The following is a 13,836-nucleotide window of genomic DNA, read 5'->3' on the forward strand; positions in this document are numbered from 1 at the left end:
CAATAGAAAAGACCAATTGTATGCAAATAGTTTAGCCCTGATAGAGCGGTCTGTTTGAGCTCTTTTTTGCTTTTTCTGCAAAAAAAGCGAGTAGCGAAAGCAGGAAATAGCTTCAAAATTAACTTACAAATATAATTTTATATCAATTTGTTTAATTTTAAACAACAGGAATTATATTGGTAAATTTTTATTAAAAGAATGGCTGGTTACTAATTTGTTAGCATCTTTGTAGTATCATAAAAATTATTAAATAGAAATACCGATGAAAATAGCTGTAGTTGGAGCAACTGGAATGGTTGGAACTGTAATGTTACAAGTTTTAGAAGAACGTAATTTACCTATAACTGAGTTAATACCTGTAGCATCTGAAAGATCTGCCGGTAAAAAATTATCTTATAAAGGCAAAGAATATACTATTGTAACCTTAGCAGATGCTGTGAGTTTAAAACCGGATGTGGCTTTATTTTCTGCCGGTGGCGATACTTCTTTAGAATGGGCACCAAAATTTGCAGAAGTTGGTACAACGGTTATAGATAATTCTTCTGCTTGGAGAATGGATCCGACAAAGAAATTAGTAGTTCCGGAAATTAATGGTGATGTTTTAACTGCTGATGATAAAATTATTGCTAATCCAAACTGTTCTACAATACAATTGGTAATGGCTTTAGCGCCGTTACACTCTAAATATACCATGAAACGTGTTGTAATTTCTACGTATCAATCTGTTTCTGGTACTGGTGTAAAAGCAGTACAACAACTAGATAATGAAGAGGCTGGTGTAGACGGAGAAATGGCGTATCCGCATAAAATTGGTAGAAATGCTTTGCCACATTGTGATATTTTCTTAGAAAACGGATACACTAAAGAAGAAATGAAATTGGTTAAAGAGCCAAAGAAAATTTTACGTGATGATTCTTTTTCTGTAACTGCAACCGCTGTTCGTATTCCTACTGCTGGTGGGCATTCTGAAGCTGTTAACGTGCAGTTTGAAAATGATTTCGATTTAGCAGAAGTTAGAACTATTTTAAGCGAAACACCTGGTGTGATTGTAGAAGATGATTTGGCCAACAACGTGTATCCGATGCCAATTAATGCGCATAATAAAGACGAAGTTTTTGTTGGTAGAATTAGAAGAGACGAATCTCAAGAAAATACCTTAAATTTGTGGATTGTTGCAGACAACCTTAGAAAAGGTGCTGCTACCAACACAGTTCAAATTGCCGAATATTTAATTGCGAATAATTTGGTATAATACATATTTAAATGGCAACATTTTACAAAGTAAACATACAAGAAGTAAAACATGAAACCGCAAACGCGGTTTCTGTTTTATTAGAAATACCTCAACATTTAAAAAACAGTTTTAATTTTGTTGCAGGACAATACATTACTTTACAAAAAGTAATTAATGGTGAAGAAATAAGAAGAGCATATTCTATTTGCTCTGCACCAAAAAGCGGAGAAATTAGAGTTGCGATTAAAGCTGTAGAAAACGGTGTGTTTTCTACCTACGCAACATCTAAATTAAAAGCTGGCGATGAAATAGAAGTTTCTGAGCCAGAAGGTCGTTTTTTACTAAATCCGCAGGCTAATAAAAACTATATCGGTTTTGCTGCAGGTTCCGGTATTACGCCAATTTTATCGATGGTAAAATCAGTTTTAGAAGAAGAAAACACTTCTAACTTTACTTTAGTTTATGGTAATAAATCTATTGCAGACACTATCTTTTTTGATGAATTAAACGCTTTAAAAGAAACGTATTCAGAACGTTTAAATTTGCATTTTATATACAGTAGAGAAAACGTAAAAAACGGTTTGCGTGGTAGAATAGACGAAAACGTAACAAAGTATTTCGTTAAAAACATGTACAAAGAAACTAGTTTTGATGCTGCTTTTTTATGCGGACCAGAACAAATGATAGAAGAAGTTTCTAAAACTTTAGCTGCTAATAAAATTAGTAAAGAAAATATTCATTTCGAATTATTTACAACTTCTATTGATAAAGAAGCTGCTGCAGAAGTTAAAGAAGGCGTTACAGAAGTTAAAGTTCTTTTAGACGATGAAGAAACTACTTTTTCTATGCAACAAACAGACGATCTTTTAGCGGCAAGTTTACGCAATAACTTAGATGCACCTTACTCTTGTCAAGGTGGTGTTTGTAGTTCTTGTATGTGTAAAGTTACCGAAGGAAAAGCTGTAATGGTAAAAAATTCTATACTTACAGATAGTGAAATTGAAGAAGGTTTGGTTTTAGCATGTCAAGCATATCCAACAACACCAAAAATTACAATTGACTTTGATGATGTTTAAATTTCCGTATTTTTGCCAATATGGATATTTACGACTTTAAAAATGCTTTTTTAATAGGTTTTTTCATGGCTTTCATGATAGGACCTGTTTTTTTATGTTAATACAAACTAGTATTTTAAAAGGCGCTAGAGCTGCAATTGTTTTTGATTTAGGTGTTATTTTAGGCGATTTATCCTTTATTCTAATTGCTTACTACGGAAGTAGATCTCTGCTAGAAAAAATTAAAGACGATCCGCGATTATTCTTTCTTGGCGGCTTGGTACTTATAATTTATGGTTTAATTACGTATTTAGAAAAAGAGAACAAAAAAGAAGCATTAGAATCTGCTAAAATTGTAGATGTACCCATAAAAAACAACTACTTAAAATTATTTTTTAAAGGATTCTTTTTAAACTTTATAAACGTAGGTGTTTTAGCTTTTTGGTTAGGTACTGTTCTTGTAATTGGCCCTACCTTAAAAATGGATCAAAATGCTATATTTTGGTATTTTGGTACTGTTTTAATAGGTTATTTTGTAACCGATTTAGGTAAGATTTTTTTAGCCAAACAATTAAAATCTAAAATGACACCACAAGTAATTTTTAGAGTGAAAAAAATTATGGGAATTATATTGATAATTTGTGGTGTATTCTTAATGTTGAAAGGTTTTATACCAAATGATAGAATTGAAGATTTTATCAACTAGATAACAATAAAAAAGCCTCATCATAAATTATGATGAGGCTTTTCTCTTTTTTGTAGAAGTATTATTTTACTTCGTAAAAGTTATTATCAGCATTAACATCTGCCATTAGTTTACTTTTATCTATTGTTACAGATTTAACCGCTTTCGATGCGTTAAAAGTATATGTTGGCATTGCCCAACCCCAATCTGTAATAACAGTTGCTGTTGTTGGCTTATTACCTCTCATTATTCTTAATGGTATATTAAAGTTTTCTACAGAACCATCAACATAAGTAACTTCTAAATCGATAGGCATTGGCATTTTACCAATTCTCTCTAAAGTAATCGTTTTATTGTTTACAGATTTTACACCATAATCTATTGTATGTATAGTTTGTGTCCACTCATTTAAATACCAATCTAAATGAATACCGAAACTTTTTCCATAGAACGCTTTACATCGTTTGGTGTTGGGTGTTTAAAACTAAAATCTGTAAAGTATTTTTTTAATCCTTTTGCTACATTATCTGCACCAATTACATATTCTAATTGCGATAAAAACATGCTTCCTTTACCATAACTACCAGTACTATAAGCTGCATTAGTATTATATCTATCTGCATGTGTAGTTAAAGGTTCTTCTATATTATTTTTTACTAAATAGTTGTAACCTCTATATGGACCTGCATTTGGATTTTTGTTTCCTCTTTTTAAAATTTCATAAGATGCTTTGTTAGAAATATAAGATGTAAAACCTTCGTCCATCCAAGGGTGTTTACTTTCGTTGGTAGCTAACAAAAACTGAAACCAAGTGTGTGCCATTTCATGAGAAGTAACACCAAAAAGACTACCAAAACTTCTTTTTCCTGTAATTAAAGTAGACATTGCATATTCCATACCACCATCTCCACCTTGTATAACAGAATATTGTTTATATGGATATTGACCAACATGCTTACTAAAATAAGACATTAATTCAGCTGTTTTTGGCTGTAATTCTTTCCAGTTTCTTAAATACTTTGCCTCTAAATCTTTCTTATATAAAAAGTGTAAATCAATTCCGTTTGCCATTTTTAAAACATCATGATTGTAGTTAGGATCTGCTGCCCACATAAAATCATGTACATTTGGTGCTTTAAAATGCCAAGTTAATTTCTCTGTACTTGGCACGTTTAACTGCTTTGTTTTGTCTTCATAACCGTGTCCTATTTCTTGCGGATTTTGTAAGTAACCTGTACCACCAACAACGTAATCTTTATCAATAGAAATCTTCACATCAAAATTACCCCAAATTCCGTGGAATTCTCTAGCAATATAAGGTGGAGTATGCCAACCTTCAAAATCATATTCTGCCATTTTAGGATACCATTGAGACATTGAAAGTGCGACACCTTCTTTATTATTTCTACCAGTTCTTCTAATTTGAACAGGAACTTGTGCATCAAAATCCATATCTAAAGTAACTGTTTCACCGGATTTAATTGGCGTATTTAAAGTTACTTCTAAAATAGTGCCTACAGTTTCATAAGTTACCGCTGTTCCGTTTTGTTTTAGAGAGTTTACTTTAATATAACCAATTTCATCAGCATTTAATTTGCTAATTCTATCTCTAACTCTTCTATCTGGATCTTTGATGTTTAAAGATCTAACATCCATTTGAGAACCTGGTTGAAAAGCATTAAAATATAAGTGGTAATAAACTTTATCTAATTGATCTGGAGAGTTGTTTGTGTACACCGCTTTTTGTGAACCTTTATATTGATACTTTTCTGTATCAACATCAATATCCATTGTATAATCGATGTGTTGTTGCCAATAAGTAGTAAACTTAGTGTCTTCTTTTTGCTGATATGTTGCTTCTTTTGTTTGGGTACAAGAAGCAATTATAGCAATTGCAAAAAATAAAAGTAGGTTTTTTTCATGTGATAGTTAATTAAATTTGAATATAAAAGTAAAAAACAGCAATCAAAAGATTGCTGTTTGTAATTATTATTTTTTTCCGTTTACAATTCTATCTGCCATAATTAACGCATTATAAGCATTAACTACTCTACCGAAAACTGATAAATCTGAGAATGAAACTTTTTCGTCTTTAGTACCTGGTTTGATAACATCAAAATTAACTTTTAAACCAGAGTTCATTAAAATATGCTTTACTTGACTTGCAGATAACTGCGGATAATACGAACGCACTAAAGCCGCTACACCAGCACTTGAAGGTGCTGCCATAGATGTACCACTAATAGCTTGATATTCGTTTTTAGGAAATGTTGCATAAATATCTACACCTGGTGCAAATACATCTACATTCATTTTACCATAATTAGAAAAAGTAGCTGGCAAGTTTTCATCATAATGTAAACTCATTGCTCCTATTGTTAAAACATTATCAGCAATTTCGTTTACTAAATCTTTAGAATCATTTGGGTATGTTTTTTCGATATCAATATTCTTACCATCATTACCAGCAGCATTTACAATTAAAACATCTTTACTTTCTGCATATTTAATAGCGTCATAAACCCATTGTTTATTTGGTGAATATGCTTTACCAAAACTTGTATTTATAATTTTTGCACCATTATCAACTGCATAACGAATTCCTAAAGCAATATCTTTATCGTGTTCATCGCCATCCGGCACAACTCTTACTGCCATAATTTTAACATTGCTAGCAACACCGTTTACACCTTTATTATTATTTCTAGAAGCTGCAACTATACCTGCAACGTGTGTACCATGACTTTCTAAATCTTTAGAACCAATTACATTATTGTTACCGTAGAATTTATCGTTAATATCATATAAATCATCGTCTAAAGTTTGTCTAGCATTAAAATCTAAATCGTAACTTTTAGAAGCGTCTTTACCTTTCTTATAATCTAATAACTGCTTCTTATAATCTAGCAAACCTTTTTCGCTCATACCTCTAGATAACATGTTAGAAACATCGGCAATTTTTGCTGCTAATTGTGCACTTTCCGGTTTTGCACTTTTTAAATCTTCTATAGTAAAATCTTCTTTTCCTAAAAATTCTTTTACATCTTTAAAATTTTGCTCTATTTGTGTAATTCTTGTCTCTGTTTGCTCAAGATTGAATAATTCTTGTTTATGAGCAGCCACAGATTGTGTATACTTTTCTTTTAACTTTAAAAATTCTTGAAATTCAGCTTTATCGGCATCTGCAATCTCAGATGCTTTTTTATCGCCAAATTTGTCCATTCCTTTTTTAACAATTCTAGTTAGTTCTAGTTGATCTGCATTTACAATTTTACCTTCTTTATTTCCAAGAAAATTCCATCCGTGTACATCATCTACATAACCGTTGTTATCATCATCTTTATTATTATTTGCTACTTCTTTAGGGTTAACCCAAGCAACATCCTTTAGATCTTCATGCTCTACATCTATACCGGAATCTGCAACAGCAACAATTACCCGCACTCCTTTTTTACCTTCTAAAAATTGATATGCTTTTGCAATACTCATACCCGGAATCGAGTCTGTTTGTAAATCCATATGACTCCAAACCTGCACTTCTTCTTCTGTTAATGCTCCTTTTTTAGCAGGAATATTTATTACATTTTCTGCACCATTTGGTACCGGAATTGTATTTATTGATGTTTTACAACTTGCAAAAACAACACTAGCAACCGCTGTATAAATAATTGGCTTTAATACTCTCATCTCTCTTCTCTTAATTAAATATATCTGTAAATTTATGTGTATTTTTTAATCTTACTCCTTTTTCTGTATGCTTAACCGTACAAAGTTCGTTATACGCATCGTGTTCTAAAAAAGGTAATAATTATTGTCTGCAGCTTCGTTTAAAAAAGCTGCTTTTTCTTTAATTGTTAATAAAGGTCTTGTATCATAACCCATTACATATGGTAAAGGAATATGCCCAATTGTAGGTAATAAATCTGCCATAAAAACAATTGTTTTACCTTGATATGTTATTTTTGGTAACATTTGTTTTTCTGTATGACCATCCATAAACAAAACATTAAATCCTATTTGGTCAATTGCATTTCTATGGATAAAATTAAGCTGACCACTTTCTTTAATCGGATTTATATTTTCTTTTAAAAATGAAGCTTTTTCCCTGGCATTTGGTTCTGTTGCCCATTGCCAATGATTATCGTTCGACCAAAATTTTGCATTCTTAAAAGCAGGTTGTAATAAAGTTTTTTGTGAATTCCATTCTATTACACCTCCACAATGATCGAAATGTAAATGTGTTAGAAAAACATCTGTTACATCGTCTCTATGAAAACCATATTTAGCCAAAGAACTGTCTAAAGAAAAATCTCCAAACAAATAGTAATAACCAAAAAATTTATCCGATTGCTTAACACCTAATCCTGTGTCTATTAAAACAAGTCTATCTCCATCTTGTATAAGCATACAACGCATGCTCATGTCTATTAAATTATTTGAATCTGCAGGGTTTGTTCTTTGCCAAATACTTTTAGGTACAACACCAAACATTGCACCACCATCTAGCTTAAAATTACCTGTTTCTATAGGATATATCTTCATTATATAAAATTAAAAAAATCATTAAAAATTAATATTTAATGATTTTATAAATAGTAAACTACAAAAAATATAATTTACAGCCTACAAATATGAAGAAAAAAGTGTAATTTTCTGTTAATAAAAATCTAATTCTTAAGAAGTAAAACTTGGCTTTACAATTTTAATTTTACTTAAAACCTTAGCAACTTTAATTATTGCAAAAACTCCTATTGCTAATCCTAAAACAACAAAAAGTAATTGATTATCTATTACGGTTTCTGTAGCTGTTGTTGCGTATGCATCCGGTGGTAAAATTTGTAAAAACATAGTTTGCAGTGTTTTGGTTTGGTTGTACAAATGTACATTTACAAGCCACCCAAATTTTTAATTTTTCGACAAACGACTATTTTCTTACGTTAAACTGCATTTAATAAATTAGTTCTTGTGATTATCATCAAAAAAATAAAAAAGCCTTAATCAAAAGATTAAGGCTTTTTAGAGGTGTCTAGCGGATTCGAACCGCTGTACATGGTTTTGCAAACCATTGCCTAGCCACTCGGCCAAGACACCTTTTTATTAAAACAATATAAATATATATCGTTTTAAGGATTGCAAATTTACGCAAATTTACAAGTATTGCAAGTATTTTTTTATCTTATCTCTTTTTTGTTAAAATAATAGCTACTTCTTCTACGTTTCCGCCTATTGGTGGGTTAATTTTTGCTACAGAAACTTTAGCTCTTCTAATCATTCTAATTTCTCTAAAAAATCGATCTAAGATTCTTTGTGCAACCTCTTCTAATAATTTAGATCTAATTGCCATTTCTTCTTTTACAATGTGATTTAGATGTACATAATCTACAGTATCTGCTAACTCATCTGTTTTTGCAGATTTTCTTAAACTTGCCTTTACCTCTACATCTACTCTATATTCGCTACCAATTTTTGCTTCTTCATCTAAACAACCATGATAAGCGTAAAGCTTAATATTATTTACTTGTATTATTCCCATTTTAAGCTTCGGCTTTGTTTCTGTTGTTACTTTTTCCCACATTTTATCAGAATTTAATCTAAAAGAACCTTTATACTCTAAACTCCATTCGCTTGGTTCTATTATAGACAAAAATAATTCATCTTTTTTATTTAAGTAAAGATGATATGTTTCGCCAATTATTGGTTCGAAACCAAACTTTGCATTATAAAGCATATCATTGTAATGAAATTTCTCCATTAACAATTCGTACTCTCTTCTTACTTCTTCAAATTTTCCCTTTAAAATTTTATTTGTGCGTCTTACACCATCGGCGGTCCAAGTTGCCGTGTTTGTAGGCTTAATTACTGGCGAACTTGCAGATGTACCATATGGTTTTAAAGCTGCATCGTATTTTTGAGTTTCCTCATTAAATACAACTAAATCGGGCTTTTTTTCTCCGTCTTTCTTCATATTACAAAATTACGACAAAAAAGAGGCAATTTTATAGCTTTTGAAAAAAATTAGTTGGTGAAAAAGTCAAAAACATTACTAATAGCACTTGTTTTTGTTTTGTAAAATTCTGTGTATGTGCAACGCTCGCAAGTAACACTTGTAAATTTCTGATTTTGAATATCAAAAATTTTAGACAATGTACCACCGGTTGCCCTCATTTGTCCTAGTTTATAAGTTTTACTGTTACATTTAGGGCAAGTGTAATTTTTAATTTGATCGCTCATAATAAATTGTGTTTATCTATTAGATGCAAATTTTACAATTTTGTTACAAAACTCTTAATACCAATGAAGTATTTTATGTAATTTTGTTTCTTAATTTTTTCATATAAAACGATGTCTGAAGAGAAAAAATCGCTCAATTTTTAGAGCATATTATAGAAGAAGATTTAGCAAACGGAATGCCAAAAGAAAATTTACGTTTTCGTTTTCCGCCGAGAACCTAACGGTTATTTGCACATTGGTCATACAAAAGCTATTGGTATTAGTTTTGGTTTAGGTGAAACTTATAATGCGCCTGTTAACTTACGTTTTGATGACACAAATCCTGCTAAAGAAGAGCAAGAATATGTAGACGCAATTAAGAAAGACATTTCTTGGTTGGGTTACACTTGGGCTAATGAATGTTATTCTTCAGATTACTTTCAGCAATTATATGATTGGGCAATTTTATTAATTAAAGACGGTAAAGCTTATGTAGATTCTCAATCATCAGAAGAAATGAGAGTACAAAAAGGTACGCCAACTTCTGTAGGTACAAATAGTCCTTTTAGAGATAGAACCGTAGAAGAAAACTTAACCTTGTTTCAAGACATGAAAGATGGTAAGTTTAAAGAAGGCGAACATACATTGCGTGCAAAAATAGATATGAGTTCTCCTAATATGTTAATGAGAGATCCATTAATGTACAGAATTATGTACAAAGCACACCACAGAACTGGTACAGATTGGTGTATTTACCCAATGTACGATTGGACGCATGGTGAAAGCGATTATATAGAACAAATATCACATTCTTTATGTTCTTTAGAGTTTAAACCTCATAGAGAATTGTACAATTGGTTTCGTGATAATGTATATGATTTTAGCAAATCAGAATATCCAAATCCACCAAAACAAAGAGAGTTTTCTCGTTTAAACTTAAGCTATACAATAATGAGTAAGCGTAAGTTATTAACTTTAGTAGAACAAGGTATTGTATCTGGTTGGGATGATCCAAGAATGCCAACTATTTCTAGCTTAAGAAGACGTGGTTATACACCTGCTTCTATTAGAAGTTTTGTAGAAACTGTTGGGGTTTCTAAACGTGAAAACGTAATAGATGTTGCTTTATTAGAATTTAAAATTCGTGAAGATTTAAACAAAACAGCACCTAGAGTAATGGCTGTTTTAGATCCTGTTAAAGTAGTAATTACAAATTATCCTGAAGGAGAAGAAGAATTACTAGATGCTAATTACAACGATTATGAAGATGGTTTTGGTAGCAGAAAGGTTCCTTTTTCTAGAGAAATTTATATCGAAAGAGAAGATTTTAGAGAAGAAGCAAATAAAAAGTTTTTCCGTTTAAAATTAGGTAAAGAAGTTCGTTTAAAAAACGCTTATTTTATTACTGCAAATAGTTGCACTAAAGATGCAGATGGTAATATTACAGAAATACAGTGTACTTACGATCCGTTAACAAAATCCGAAGTGGTACACCGTGAAAGCTTGCGTAAAGTAAAAGGAACTTTGCATTGGGTTTCTGTAAAACACGCTATAAAAGCAGAAGTAAGAGCGTATGATAGACTATTTTTAGATGAAGCACCAGATTCACATAAAGACAAAGATTATATGGAGTTTATCAACCCAAATTCTTTAGAAATTATTGATGCTTATTTAGAACCAAGTTTACAAACTGCAAAAATAGGAGAGCGTTTTCAGTTTCAAAGAATGGGATATTTTAATGTTGATGATGACTCTACAACAGAAAATTTAGTTTTTAATAAAATAGTTGGTTTAAGAGATTCTTGGGCTAAAAAATAAAGCATGAAAAAAATACTTTTAATAGCAATCTTAATTTTTACAATTTCTTGTTCTAATAAAAAAGAAGTTAAACAAGTGGCAGCTATTTCTTGCGGACAGTGTAAATTTGATTTAGATTCTGAAGAAGGTTGCAGCTTAGCTGTAAAAATTGATGAGAAAGCCTATTTTGTAGATGGTTTTAATATTGATGATTTTGGCGATGCACACGACAAACATAATGGTTTTTGCGAAGTTATAAGGCAAGCAGAAGTTACTGGTGTAGTAGAAAACAATAGATTTAAAGCTACAGAAATAAAGCTTTTAGAGATAAAATAATTGTATTTTAAAGCATAAAAAAATCCGAAGTAATAATTACTTCGGATTTTTTTACGCTAATATTTAGTTCTATTAATTAAGGTGCAGGATTTGGTATTGCCGCATGTACTGCTTCAATTTCTTTTAAAACATCTTCAGATAAATTAATATTTATTGAATTAATATTTTCTTTTAACTGACTCATTTTTGTTGCTCCAATAATATTACTAGTTACAAACGGTAACTGATTGATAAAAGCAAGTGATAATTCTGACAAGGTTAAATTGTTCTTTTTCGCAATCGTTTCATACCTCTTAACTGCTTCTAAAGAACCATCGCCCATATAACGAGCAATAAATCTAGGAAACAAAGTTCCTCTTGCTCCTTTTGGTTTATTACCGTCTAAGTATTTACCGAGACAAAACACCTTGCGCCAATGGCGAATATGCCAACAACCCAATATTTTCTCTTAAAGAAACCTCACTCATTCCGTATTCGTAAGCTCTATGAATCATAGAATATGAATTCTGTATTGTAACGGGTCTTACTAAATTATTTGAATCTGCCGTTTGCAAATACTTCATTGTTCCCCAAGGAGTTTCATTAGAAAGCCCGATAGCTTTTATAGTACCAGCTTTTACAAACTCATTTAAGGTTTCTAAAATTTCTAAATGATTTTCTGCCTCTTTAGATGATGTTTTATATGGATAGTCTCTAGTACCAAAACAATTTACACCTCTATCCGGCCAATGCAGCTGATATAAATCTAAATAATCTGTTTGTAATCTTTTTAAACTAGCTTTAACAGCTTCTGTAATATTTTTTCTATTAAAACCACCTGTTCTAATATGTTTTGTATAATCGCCACCACCAGCAATTTTACTTGCCAAAACTACTTTTTCTCTATTGCCTGTTTTTTGAAACCAATTACCAATAATTCTTTCGGTTTCTGCATAAGTTTCAGGCGTTGCTGGTACAGGATACAACTCTGCAGTATCAAAAAAGTTTACACCTTTTTCTAAAGCATAATCCATTTGTTCAAATGCCTCTTCTTGTGTGTTTTGTTTTCCCCAAGTCATGGTTCCTAAACAGATTTTAGAAACTTTTATCGATGTATTACCTAGTTTTGTATACTTCATTTGTATGAATTGTAAATTTTAAATTAAATGTTTTAAAACAATAAATTATGCACGAATTTAAAGCTTAATCTATAAAAAAACAATAAGCGTATAATTTTAAAAATTATACGCTTATCAATAAAATATATTAGTTTCTTATTTTAAAACAGCTTCTATACCCGGTAATGTTTTTCCTTCTAACATTTCTAGCATAGCGCCACCACCTGTAGACACGTAACTTACTTTTTCTGCAAAACCAAATTGCTTAACTGCAGCTACAGAATCTCCTCCACCTACTAAAGAGAAAGCTCCGTTTTTAGTTGCATTATCAATAGAATGTCCTAAGGCAATTGTTCCTTCAGAAAATGTTTCCATTTCAAAAACACCTAACGGCCCGTTCCATAAAATGGTTTTACATTTGTTTACAACAGCATCAAAATTTTCTCTAGATTTTGGTCCTGCATCTAAACCTTGCCAACCATCAGGAATTTGAGTAATATCTAAAACTTTAGTATTTGCAGCGTTATTAAAATCATCCGCAGCAATTACATCTACAGGTATATGTACTTCTACACCTTTTTCTTTTGCTTGCTTTAAAATATCTAAAGCTAAATCCATTTTATCATCTTCACAAATAGAGTCACCAACTGTGCCACCTTGTGCTTTGATAAATGTAAAACTCATACCACCACCAATTATTAAGTGATCTACTTTGTCTAAAATGTTTTCTATTACTGTAATTTTAGATGAAACTTTTGCGCCTCCTAAAATTGCCAAAACAGGTTTTTCTGAATTGTTTAATACTTTATCTATACTTTCGATTTCTCTTGCTAATAAATTTCCGAAGCATTTATTTTCTTCAAAAAATTGTGCAATAATTGTTGTTGATGCATGCGCTCTATGTGCAGTACCAAAAGCATCATTTACATAAATATCACCAAACTTAGATAGTTTTTCTGCAAAAGCAACATCTCCTTTTTTCTCTTCTTCGTAAAAACGTAAATTTTCTAATAATAAAATTTCACCAGATTCTAAATTTGCAACTGCCTCTTCTACTTTATCACCAATACAATCTTCTACAAACTTTACATTACAACCTATAATATCTACTACAGATTTAACAATATGTTTTAAAGAAAATTCTTCTTGAAAACCTTTTGGTCTTCCTAAATGAGACATTAAAACACAACTTCCTCCTTGTTCTAAAATATCTATAATTGTAGATTTAGCTGCTTGAATTCTTGTAGTGTCTGTAACTTCAAATTTATCATTTAAAGGAACATTAAAATCTACACGAATAATTGCTTTTTTATTTTTGAAATTAAAATCTTTTAGTGTTTTCATTATTGTTTGTTTTTAACAAAAATACCTAAATCTTTAGGTTTATAGAAATTGATTACTGAAAAATTAAGATATCGTTTG

At 30.9% G+C, this 13,836-nt stretch carries 8 protein-coding genes, 1 tRNA gene and 6 pseudogenes; 5 read left to right on the top strand and 10 right to left on the bottom strand.

Annotated features, from left to right (window positions below; all coding sequences use genetic code 11):
- The first annotated feature begins 262 nt into the window (after positions 1-262).
- From ACZ1HD_RS15805 to ACZ1HD_RS15815, 3 genes and pseudogenes are all read left to right on the top strand, one after another.
- Positions 263-1,252: an aspartate-semialdehyde dehydrogenase gene (locus tag ACZ1HD_RS15805; protein ID WP_340932125.1), complete on the top strand. Its 990-nt coding sequence runs from the start codon at positions 263-265 to the stop codon at positions 1,250-1,252.
- Between the two features lie 11 nt (positions 1,253-1,263).
- A complete protein-coding gene (locus tag ACZ1HD_RS15810) occupies positions 1,264-2,310 on the top strand; it encodes a ferredoxin--NADP reductase (RefSeq protein ID WP_079737539.1) in 1,047 nt (348 codons plus the stop codon).
- 20 nt (positions 2,311-2,330) lie between these two features.
- Positions 2,331-2,995 (top strand): annotated as a pseudogene (locus ACZ1HD_RS15815) (LysE family translocator).
- 61 nt (positions 2,996-3,056) lie between these two features.
- Here ACZ1HD_RS15815 and ACZ1HD_RS15820 read toward each other — a convergent pair.
- The 8 genes and pseudogenes from ACZ1HD_RS15820 to ACZ1HD_RS15855 all read right to left on the bottom strand — a co-directional run bounded on the left by ACZ1HD_RS15820 (position 3,057) and on the right by ACZ1HD_RS15855 (position 9,205).
- A pseudogene (locus ACZ1HD_RS15820) lies at positions 3,057-4,765 on the bottom strand (M1 family metallopeptidase).
- Positions 4,766-4,963: 198 nt separating this feature from the next.
- A complete protein-coding gene (locus ACZ1HD_RS15825) occupies positions 4,964-6,661 on the bottom strand; it encodes a S8 family peptidase (RefSeq protein WP_472687986.1) in 1,698 nt (565 codons plus the stop codon).
- 10 nt (positions 6,662-6,671) lie between these two features.
- A pseudogene (locus tag ACZ1HD_RS15830) lies at positions 6,672-7,516 on the bottom strand (MBL fold metallo-hydrolase).
- A 132-nt stretch (positions 7,517-7,648) separates the two neighbouring features.
- Positions 7,649-7,822 carry a hypothetical protein gene (locus tag ACZ1HD_RS15835; RefSeq protein ID WP_154066937.1) on the bottom strand — a complete coding sequence of 58 codons (174 nt, stop codon included), beginning with the start codon at positions 7,820-7,822 and terminating at the stop codon, positions 7,649-7,651.
- A 172-nt stretch (positions 7,823-7,994) separates the two neighbouring features.
- Positions 7,995-8,065: transfer RNA gene (locus ACZ1HD_RS15840), tRNA-Cys, on the bottom strand.
- 85 nt (positions 8,066-8,150) lie between these two features.
- Entirely contained in the window at positions 8,151-8,507 is a 357-nt protein-coding gene (folB, locus tag ACZ1HD_RS15845; RefSeq protein WP_340932118.1) for a dihydroneopterin aldolase, read from the bottom strand.
- 81 nt (positions 8,508-8,588) lie between these two features.
- Positions 8,589-8,939: pseudogene (locus tag ACZ1HD_RS15850) on the bottom strand (DUF2452 domain-containing protein); the annotation flags it as partial.
- A gap of 50 nt (positions 8,940-8,989) precedes the next feature.
- The gene (locus tag ACZ1HD_RS15855; RefSeq protein ID WP_079737545.1) at positions 8,990-9,205 is read right to left on the bottom strand and encodes a zinc ribbon domain-containing protein; all 216 of its coding nucleotides are present in this window, start codon (positions 9,203-9,205) and stop codon (positions 8,990-8,992) included.
- A gap of 111 nt (positions 9,206-9,316) precedes the next feature.
- Here ACZ1HD_RS15855 and ACZ1HD_RS15860 point away from each other — a divergent pair.
- Positions 9,317-11,002, top strand: a pseudogene (locus ACZ1HD_RS15860) (glutamine--tRNA ligase/YqeY domain fusion protein).
- Between the two features lie 3 nt (positions 11,003-11,005).
- Positions 11,006-11,317 (top strand): DUF6370 family protein, encoded by a 312-nt coding sequence (locus tag ACZ1HD_RS15865; RefSeq protein ID WP_472687987.1) that lies wholly within the window; start codon positions 11,006-11,008, stop codon positions 11,315-11,317.
- Between the two features lie 76 nt (positions 11,318-11,393).
- Here the strand turns inward: ACZ1HD_RS15865 and ACZ1HD_RS15870 are convergent.
- Positions 11,394-12,435, bottom strand: a pseudogene (locus ACZ1HD_RS15870) (aldo/keto reductase).
- A 135-nt stretch (positions 12,436-12,570) separates the two neighbouring features.
- Complete coding sequence (locus tag ACZ1HD_RS15875; RefSeq protein WP_472687988.1) at positions 12,571-13,758, bottom strand: phosphoglycerate kinase; 1,188 nt, start codon at positions 13,756-13,758, stop codon at positions 12,571-12,573.
- Positions 13,759-13,836 lie beyond the last annotated feature (78 nt).

The organism is Polaribacter sp. HA6-7 (assembly GCF_055693625.1).